The 8,688-nt window shown below is 60.9% G+C and carries 11 protein-coding genes, 1 tRNA gene and 1 riboswitch; of the genes, 10 read left to right on the plus strand and 2 right to left on the minus strand.

Translation table 11 applies throughout. The features are described from left to right. Positions 1-30: 30 nt before the first annotated feature. Together FEI13_RS17230 and FEI13_RS17235 are read right to left on the minus strand one after the other, a co-directional pair. Positions 31-1,473, minus strand: a complete 1,443-nt coding sequence (locus FEI13_RS17230; RefSeq protein WP_138182746.1) for a sodium:solute symporter family transporter — start codon at positions 1,471-1,473, stop codon at positions 31-33. Positions 1,474-1,556: 83 nt separating this feature from the next. Next, a riboswitch (TPP riboswitch) is annotated at positions 1,557-1,679 on the minus strand. A 6-nt stretch (positions 1,680-1,685) separates the two neighbouring features. Then, positions 1,686-1,952, minus strand: a complete 267-nt coding sequence (locus FEI13_RS17235; RefSeq protein ID WP_138182747.1) for a hypothetical protein — start codon at positions 1,950-1,952, stop codon at positions 1,686-1,688. On the opposite strand from FEI13_RS17235, the gene FEI13_RS17240 reads away from it, so the two are divergent. The 10 genes from FEI13_RS17240 to FEI13_RS17280 form a co-directional block, all read left to right on the plus strand. Then, positions 1,951-2,892, plus strand: a complete 942-nt coding sequence (locus tag FEI13_RS17240) for an ABC transporter ATP-binding protein (protein ID WP_138182748.1) — start codon at positions 1,951-1,953, stop codon at positions 2,890-2,892. The genes FEI13_RS17235 and FEI13_RS17240 overlap by 2 nt on opposite strands. Beyond that, positions 2,889-3,662 carry an ABC transporter permease gene (locus tag FEI13_RS17245; protein WP_138182749.1) on the plus strand — a complete coding sequence of 258 codons (774 nt, stop codon included), beginning with the start codon at positions 2,889-2,891 and terminating at the stop codon, positions 3,660-3,662. The genes FEI13_RS17240 and FEI13_RS17245 overlap by 4 nt, the downstream gene beginning before the upstream one ends. Position 3,663: 1 nt before the next feature. Beyond that, the gene (gene queF / locus FEI13_RS17250; RefSeq protein ID WP_138182750.1) at positions 3,664-4,500 is read left to right on the plus strand and encodes an NADPH-dependent 7-cyano-7-deazaguanine reductase QueF; all 837 of its coding nucleotides are present in this window, start codon (positions 3,664-3,666) and stop codon (positions 4,498-4,500) included. Between the two features lie 110 nt (positions 4,501-4,610). Then, positions 4,611-5,171, plus strand: coding sequence for a nitroreductase family protein (locus FEI13_RS17255; protein WP_138182751.1), 561 nt, complete (start codon positions 4,611-4,613; stop codon positions 5,169-5,171). A 2-nt stretch (positions 5,172-5,173) separates the two neighbouring features. Next, the gene (locus FEI13_RS17260; protein ID WP_138182752.1) at positions 5,174-5,677 is read left to right on the plus strand and encodes a YiiD C-terminal domain-containing protein; all 504 of its coding nucleotides are present in this window, start codon (positions 5,174-5,176) and stop codon (positions 5,675-5,677) included. 122 nt (positions 5,678-5,799) lie between these two features. Then, positions 5,800-5,887, plus strand: a tRNA-Ser gene (locus tag FEI13_RS17265). Positions 5,888-6,273: 386 nt separating this feature from the next. Further along, positions 6,274-6,438 carry a S24 family peptidase gene (locus tag FEI13_RS19750; protein ID WP_420841603.1) on the plus strand — a complete coding sequence of 55 codons (165 nt, stop codon included), beginning with the start codon at positions 6,274-6,276 and terminating at the stop codon, positions 6,436-6,438. A 28-nt stretch (positions 6,439-6,466) separates the two neighbouring features. Beyond that, positions 6,467-7,747, plus strand: a complete 1,281-nt coding sequence (locus tag FEI13_RS17270; protein WP_138182753.1) for a hypothetical protein — start codon at positions 6,467-6,469, stop codon at positions 7,745-7,747. Then, entirely contained in the window at positions 7,740-8,309 is a 570-nt protein-coding gene (locus FEI13_RS17275; protein ID WP_138182754.1) for a hypothetical protein, read from the plus strand. Before FEI13_RS17270 ends, FEI13_RS17275 begins: the two co-directional genes overlap by 8 nt. A gap of 140 nt (positions 8,310-8,449) precedes the next feature. Continuing rightward, positions 8,450-8,688 (plus strand): SOS response-associated peptidase (locus FEI13_RS17280; protein ID WP_240036557.1); only part of this gene is annotated, 239 nt, incomplete at its 3' end.

The raw sequence follows: 8,688 nt of genomic DNA on the forward strand, positions 1-8,688 counted from the left end.
GTGTCGGCCAGAGGGTGAAGATCAGGGCGATCACCCCTCGAAGCGTCGGGCGCCGGCGCTCAGCGCCGCAAAGTCGAAGCGTTGCTTCGCCGGCAGCAGCGCCAGCAGTGCCAGGCCCGTCACGACGGGCATGAAGGTGGCGAGCAGGAAGGATTCCATCAGGGTGTTCAGCGCGTCGCCCGGGGCCGGGAAGAGGGTGAGGCCGGCGACCAGGCCGCTGAGGGTGGCGAGTACCGCGGCGCGCCCGTCGAAGCGGCGGTTGAACAGCCCGAAGAACACCGGGAAGGCCGCCGCGCAGCACAGCAGGTCGGCCAGCAGGAAGAGGTAGAGCACGCTGTAGCCCTGGGCGGCCACGAAGGTCACCGGCAGCGCCAGCAGCAGGATCAACCAGCGCGACAGGCGCATCAGCCGTTGGCCGCTGGCGCCGGGCAGCAGGCGCCCGCCGTCGACGGCGATCATGCTCGAGGCGGCGCTGATGGTGGTGTCGGCGCTGCTCATGACCAGCGCCAGGCCCAGGAAGATCAGGCCCACGGCGAACCAGCCGGGGATGTCGGCGAGCAGCACGCTGAATAGCGCGACCGAGCCGTCGCCGGGCAGCCCCAGCCCCACGAACGCCAGGCCGAACAGGCCCATCACGAAGATCATCGGCGCGCTCAGAAGGCCCCCGAGCAGGAAGCCCAGGGCCACGGCGCGGTTGTTCTGGGCGGCATAGACGCGCTGCCAGTTGCCCTGGTAGAAGAGCCCGGTCAGCATCACGGCCAGGAAGAAGGTGAGGCCGGCCTTGAGGCCGCCCAGGTCGGTGACGTCCAGCAGCCGCGGCGCCGTCGCCTCGAGGCCGGCGAGGGTGGGGCCGACGCCGTCGGCGGCCCGCCAGCCGACGATCAGCAGCACGGCGAGCAGCGGCAGGATCACGATCATCTGCACCTTGTCGGTGAAGATCGAGGCGCGCAGGCCGCCGTACAGGGTGTAGAGCAGGGTGGCGGCCATCACCACCGAACTGGTCACCCAGAGCGGAACCGGCGCCAGCAGCCCGACCATCTTGGCGATGGCGGTGATCCCCGCGGCCAGGGAGATGAACAGGTAGAACAGCATGATGACCAGGGTGAAGGCGTACATGGGGCGCCCGTAGCGGCTCATCACGAACTCGGTGAGCGAGTGGCCGCCCGGCGAGAGCTCGCGCAGGCGTCGTCCCAGCGGAATCATCACCAGCCGGGGCGCCAGCGAGCCGAGCGCATAGCCGGCGATCGCGCCCAGGCCGCCCCAGGTGGCCGCCTGGGCGGGGCCGAAGAGGATCCAGGTGCCCAGCGTCGACGCCATCAGGGTCAGCACCGTGGCGGTGGCGCCCTGGCTGTTGCGGGCGATGATGAAGTCTTCGAGGCTCTCATTGTGGCGGCGGGCATAGAGCATGCCCGGCACGGCAAACAGCGCGGCGAAGGCGATGAGCCACCAGAAGGCGTGGGCGGTCGACAGCATGACGTTCTCCCTAGCATGGAAAGGCCCGGCGCCATGCCGAGCGTCGCTACGAGAGGACGCAGTTGCGTTGGGTGAGAAGCGTGGCCGGATGGCACTTCCTTCCCTTCGCCGGCATGATCCGGATCAGGTTCGAAGGGTTACCGGTGCCGTGTCGTCTGTACACGGTGCCGGAATCTCAGTCCGCAAGGACTCCCCCAGGAATGCGCTCCAGCCTAGGGCTCCGGCGTCACGGGGTCAACACGGCGCGCGATGCCCGCGCGAACGATGAGCATGCGAACTGTCACCTCGGTGGCGTAAGATAGGAAGGCCGCCCCCGGGCGTGCAGGCCCCGGGCCGCTGTTGAAGTACGGCTCGAACGGCGGCTTGAATTGCGCCGCGGCGCCCCCATCACAGCACCCCGTGTGCCGCGCCTCGAGCGTGTTTTTTGCTGGCGAGAGCCGGCACGGCGCCACATTCATTTTCTGTACGGGATCTTTCATGGCCGAACCGGCTCTTTCCATCCGTGGGTTGACCAAGGTCTACGGCAATGGCTTCGAGGCCCTCAAGGGCATCGACCTCGACGTCGCCCAGGGCGACTTCTACGCCCTGCTGGGCCCCAACGGCGCCGGCAAGTCGACCACCCTGGGCGTGGTCTGCTCGCTGGTGCAGAAGACCGCGGGGAAGATCTCGATCTTCGGCATCGACATCGACACCGACTTCGCCCGGGCCAAGTACCACCTCGGCGTGGTGCCCCAGGAGTTCAACTTCAACCAGTTCGAGAAGGTCATCGACATCGTGCTGGCCCAGGCGGGCTACTACGGCATGTCGCGGCGCGAGGCGCTGCCCCGCGCCGAGCAGCTGCTGAGCGATCTCGGCCTGTGGGACAAGCGCAACGGCAGCGCGCGGATGCTCTCCGGCGGCATGAAGCGCCGGCTGATGATCGCCCGCGCCCTGATGCATCGCCCTAGGCTTTTGATCCTCGACGAGCCCACCGCCGGCGTCGACATCGAGCTGCGTCGCAGCATGTGGGAGTACATGCGCCGCATCAATCGGGAGGAGGGTACTACCATCATCCTCACCACCCACTACCTCGAGGAGGCCGAGAGCCTCTGTCGCCACGTGGGGATCATCAATAACGGCGAGATCATCCGGAACACCAGCGTGCGGGAGCTGCTCGCCGAGCTCGATACCGAGACCTTCCTGCTCGATCTCGCCCATTCGGTGGAGGCGGCGCCCAAGGTCGAGGGCTTCGAGATCAACCGCGTGGACGATGCCCAGCTGGCGGTGGTGGTGCACCGCGGCCAGCGGCTCAACGACGTCTTCGAGGCACTCACCGAGCAGGGCATGCAGGTGATGTCGATGCGCAACCGCGCCAATCGCCTGGAGGAGATGTTCGTCTCCATGGTGGAGGACGGCCAGCAGAAGGAAGTGCGCACATGAACCCCAAGCAGATCGCCATCGCCCTCTGGACCCTGGTCTACAAGGAGATCAAACGCTTCACGCGGATCTGGCCGCAGACCCTGCTGCCGCCGTCGATCACCATGACGATGTACTTCATCATCTTCGGCAACCTGATTGGCTCGCGGATCGGCGAGATGGACGGCTACAGCTACATGGACTTCATCGTCCCCGGGCTGATCATGATGGCGGTGATCACCAACAGCTACTCCAACGTGGCATCATCCTTCTTTTCCAACAAGTTCCAGCGCTCCATCGAGGAGATGATGGTCTCGCCGATGCCCAACTGGGTGATCCTCACCGGCTTCGTGCTCGGCGGCATGACCCGTGGCCTCGGCGTGGGCCTGATCGTCACCGGGGTGTCGCTGTTCTTCACCCGTATCGAGGTGGCCCATCCGCTGCTGACGGTCTTCGTGGTGGTGCTCACCGCGGCACTGTTCGCCATCGGCGGCTTCATCAACGCCCTGCTGGGCAAGAAGTTCGACGACATCTCCATCGTGCCGACCTTCGTGCTGACACCGCTGACCTACCTGGGCGGCGTCTTCTACTCGATCTCGCTGCTGCCGGACTTCTGGCAGGGCGTCTCGATGCTCAACCCCATCCTCTACATGGTCAACGTCTTCCGCTACGGCTTCCTCGGGGTCTCCGACATCCCGGTGGGCTGGGCGCTGGCGGCCGTGCTGGCCTTCATCACCGTGCTGTTCGGCGTCGCGCTGTGGATGCTGGAGCATGGCAAGGGCATCAGGAGCTGACATGACTCAACACCGACCCGACACTCTCTCGCACGCCCCGCTGGGGCGCGAGTCCGCCTATCCCGAGCACTACGATGCCGGCCTGCTCTATCCCATTCCTCGGGCCGTCAACCGCGCCCCGCTGGGGATCGAGGAGGGCGCCTTGCCCTTCGTCGGCGAGGACGAGTGGCACGCCTTCGAGGTCTCGTGGCTGAACGCGCACGGCAAGCCCATCGTCGCCGTGGCGCGCTTTCGCCTGCCGGCACAGTCGCCCCATCTGATCGAGTCCAAGTCCTGGAAGCTCTACCTCAACGGCTTCAACCAGACCCGCTTCGAGAGCCGCCAGGCGGTGGTCGACACCCTGCTCCGCGACCTGGCCCACGCGGCCGGCGCGCCGGTCGCGGTCGAGCTGCTCGACGTGGACGACGCGGCGCTGGCGGTGACTCGCCTGCCCGGCGAGTGCCTGGACGACCTGGACATCGAGGTGACCGACTACACGCCCCGCGCCGAGCACCTGGCGGTGGGGGAGGAGATCGTCGAGGAGACGCTGCACTCGCACCTGCTCAAGTCCAACTGCCCGGTCACCGGCCAGCCCGACTGGGGCAGCGTGCTGATCCGCTACCGGGGCCCGAAGCTCGATCGCGAGGGGCTGCTGCGCTACCTGATCGGCTATCGCCAGCACCAGGACTTCCACGAGCACTGCGTGGAGCACATCTTCACCGACCTGATGGCCCGCGCCCGGCCGGAGCGGCTGCTGGTGCTGGCGCGCTACGTGCGCCGTGGCGGGCTCGACATCAGCCCCTGGCGCGCCACCCCCGGCGAGCGGCCGCCCGAGCCGCTGCGGCTCTCTCGGCAATAAGGGCGCGCGGCAGTGAGGGACGAGGCGGCCGGCCCGGCACGACAGTCACGCGGGCAGCTGATAGAGTGACGAGAAAGATTCTCGTCTGACGACCCCAAGGGAGAGACTCAATGGACGCGCTGACGCTGCTGCACGAACGCAGTTCCATGGGCAAGCTGATGGGCCCGCCGCCGAGCCCTGAACAGCTCGAGGCGATCTACCGGGCGGCCCTGCGGGCGCCGGATCACAAGGAGCTGCGCCCCTGGCGCTTCATCGAGTTCTCCGGCGAGGGCCTCTCGCGGCTCGGCGAGCTGTTCGCCGAGGCCGAGTTCCGTGAGGATCCCCACGCCTCTGATGTCACCCTTAACGCGGCCCGCAAGAAGCCGCTGCGCGCGCCGATGATCATCGCGGTGATCGCCAAGGTCACCCCCGACGAGCCTAAGGTGCCGAAGATCGAGCAGGTGATCTCCGCCGGCTGCGCCGCTCACGGCATCCTGCTCGCCGCCCACGCCCAAGGGCTCGGCGGCATGTGGCGCAGCGGCAAGTACGCCTTCGATCCCACCGTGCGCAAGGGGCTAGGGCTCGCCGAGGACGACGAGGTGGTGGCCTTCCTCTACCTCGGCACCATGGGAGGGCGCCACAAGTCGCTGCCCGAGCACGACATCGATGCCTTCGTCGAGCGCTGGGACTGAGCATGCGCGAGATCGGCGTTCCCCACCCGCGTTTGCCGCTGCCCGCCGCTGGCGGCGAGGACGACATGGCCGCCTTCCTCGCCTGGCTGGGCGAGGCGATCCCCATGGTGGGGGGGCTCGGCATCCGCGAGATGACCCGCGACGATGATCGCCTCACCTGGCAGCTGGCGCTCACGCCCAACCTGAACGACAAGGGCACCGGCTTCGGCGGGGCGCTCGCCGCCCAGACGACCCTGCTCGGCTGGTGTTGGACCACGCTCTGGCTGCGCCGCCGCGGCCTCGCCCGGGACGTGGTGGTCGCCGAGGCCACCCAGCGCTTCCTGGCGCCCGTGACCGGCGACTACCGGCTGGTCTGCGAGCCCGAGGCGGACGACGGCCCCGCCAGCCTTGCCGAGCGGCTGGAGCTGCGCGGCAAGGGCCGTATAGCCTTGGTCCAGAGGCTCTGGTGCGGAGACACTCTCTGCCTGGAAGCGCGCGGCGACTACGCGGTGCTGCCCGAGGCCTGAGCCGGACGGCATGGGGTCGCATGAAAACCGCGAAACTGGCTTGCATTCGCGGACTTAAGTCGTTAGTATATGCGCCGTTCTTGAGCAAAAGGCCACGCGCCAACGCGATGGAACCACAATGCGGAGGGGTGTCCGAGTGGTCGAAGGAGCGCGCCTGGAAAGCGCGTAAGTCGAAAGGCTTCGAGGGTTCGAATCCCTCCCCCTCCGCCACGAATATCGAAAAAGCCGCTGAGCAATCAGCGGCTTTTTCTGTTTCTGGGCGGCTATCACTATCCGCCTTGTTCCCGCCTGGCGATCAGCATTACCAGCACGTACTTGCTGCCGTTGGTTCGCTTGCCCCCATGTACCACCTCGATCTCACTGATCCAGCCACTCCCCGACCTTGGTCGATCATTTTCTAATCAAGGAATGACAGCGGTTTAGCCTTTCGGTAACGTGTCACGCTAAGTGACATTAGCGAAAGGAAGCGCTTGGAGTGTCCATTTTCCATACGGCGGGTTGCCCGCAGGGGCACCGCGGTTCTGGGTTTGCTTCCGGCTGCCCATGCTGAACTTCAAAAGCGCTCCGCCCCCTGAGGGTGTGATCCTGATGCCGCGGTGCACGGTGAGCGGCGTATCAAGCGTGTGCAGCGCGTCGCCGGGAGTGCCTGGCTGTTGATCAGCGAAAATCCGCGCTATGAGAAGGAATTGATCAAGCCCGAGGACATGAAGGATGTGGAGGTCCTGGGGTGGTGTGAGATTCGGGTTGGGCGGGTTAGCTAAAAAATCGGAATGATTACCAGGGAAACTGATGCCAAAGCTGAAGCCAAAGTTCTACAAGACAGTTAACTTCTTCGATTTGAGTTTATTTTGCATATGTTACGGGTATAAGGATAATAATGGAGAGCCGTTGAAGTATGCGTCCCCACTGAATATTAATGATATTTTAAGGGAGGTTACAGGCTTTAGTTGTTCTTATTCGGCCCCTTTGTTGGGTGGTTCTATCTATCATGAGTTTGTAGAAAATTCCTCGGTTTCTGAGTCCTCATTGGCATTGGACGTCCAAGATAAAGCGTTAGAGTCTTCTGTTGAACAGGGTGGTCAAGATGTACTGGGCTCAGCTGAAGGTAGCGATGTAGATGTCGTTTACGCTGCTCGATCCTCTAGCTCTTTTGAGAAGTGTTCTTTGGAGGAGACTTCCTCAGGAGAGGTTTCAGTAGATTCTGTGGAAGCAGTAAATGACGAAGCAGTAGTTGAGGATGATAAACCAGCAAGAGTCTACAATGGTGGAAAGCTGGATGTTTATCTTCAGGACATAAGGGAGTTTGAAGATTGTTTTGTCCTGCTCATAAATTCTACCAACTTGAATAGCTCCCATGGTGTGACCAGGGATGTTACTAGTGGTGTCAGAAAAGAGGAACAGCTTACCGTTGACCAAGGAGCTGACCTTTCTACCCATATCATAGTTTTCAAAGATACTGAGGATTGTCGTCAGCGCTGCTTAGTAGAGAAAACCTCTGGTCTGAGCACTTCTATACTGAAGTCATTTTTTGATTACCTAGGGAAGCTAGTTGTTGAGAATGACAAGAAAGTCTTTGAAATAGATGATCCTGATGGAAAATTAGAAAAAAATGGCGGCTTGAAGAAAAGGACTATTTGGCCAAGAATTACTTTCCAGGGGCACCCTTGTGAAAGCTTTTTTCAAGACTTAGAAAATGGCTATATGAATGGCATTTATCTCGTTGGAGAGCCGAAGAATTTTAAAGCAATGGATGTTGAAGTTCCTGTGGACTTTCAGGAAGTAATTATAAAGATTGACGCGAAAGTTGGTGATTTAGAAACGCCTGGGAAGAAAATTCAGCGGTTGATGAAATATGGGAAGTCGCAAAATCTAGATAAACTCAGGGTTACTTTTAAAGATGCAAGTGGGAGCCCTCATACTCGCGAAATCGATATGGAGGAACCCCTCGGGAAAGATAATCTAGAGTATGTGAAAAAGCGTCGTATCGGTATGGCGTTTAGGCCAAAGTCATCGTATAGTCAAGTCAGGAGAGAGTTCGTTAAGAAGATGCTTGAGGTCGCTGATGAGTGATTTAAAATTGATTTTTTATCAGCTTACTAGGCCTGTTTCATATCTTTTTATTAAGCATAAGGATAAGTATATATATGACTGGGTAGTGCCGTCGGTGACTTTGGCGGCGCTATCAGCTCTTTCATATTTCATGAGTTTTCAACTAATAGATATGTATAGGTTTTTGGCTGGTGTTTCGGGTTTTCTGTCCAGTCTTCCCGGTTTTTTTGTCGCCGCATTGGCTGCTATTGCAACATTCAATAGGTTAGACATTGATAAGCCGATGGCAGGGGAGAACCCTCCTAAGGTTGAAACTCTAATAAATACTCAGTATCGAGATGTTGAGCTTAGCAGGAGAAGGTTTTTATGCATGCTGTTCTCTTTTCTTGCTGTTCAGAGTATCGTGCTTTCCGTAGTTGGTTTGATTCCTGAAAGCTTTGGTTTTTATGGAGATGGAAAGATTAATGTTTCGGGGAATGTTGCCTATAGCTTTCTTGCTTTTTATTTCTTTTTTGCCATTCAGCTTTTGACTGCAACAATGCATGGTATGTATTACCTAGGTGATCGAATCCACTATGGATAATCATGTAGAGCGTTTGCATGTCCGGCCGCTTCGCTCTCTAAAGCCTATTCCCCAAGCTCTGCCAGGCCCTGCGCCTGTAGCTGGAGCCTTGGAAGCTTACGCCACGCTACAACGTGGCGCCGGGCACCTGGATAACCACGGTGTGGCATCCTAGTGATTACGCGCCGCTGGTGATGGACGAGGTGTGGTGGGGTTACCGGCTGCACTGGGCGAAGGACAAGGCACCCGAGCCCATCAACGCCACCGTCGAGAAGGTGGTGAGCTCCAACTACTTCCGCGGGGCGTTCGCCCATCACCGCTGCCTAGGTTTTGTCCGAAAAGTCCGCTCGCAGGCAACGGTCTATGCACGCCAGGCATACCATGGCCCTGAAGCTGCTAG

This window comes from Halomonas urmiana (assembly GCF_005780185.1).
Lineage (GTDB): Bacteria > Pseudomonadota > Gammaproteobacteria > Pseudomonadales > Halomonadaceae > Halomonas > Halomonas urmiana.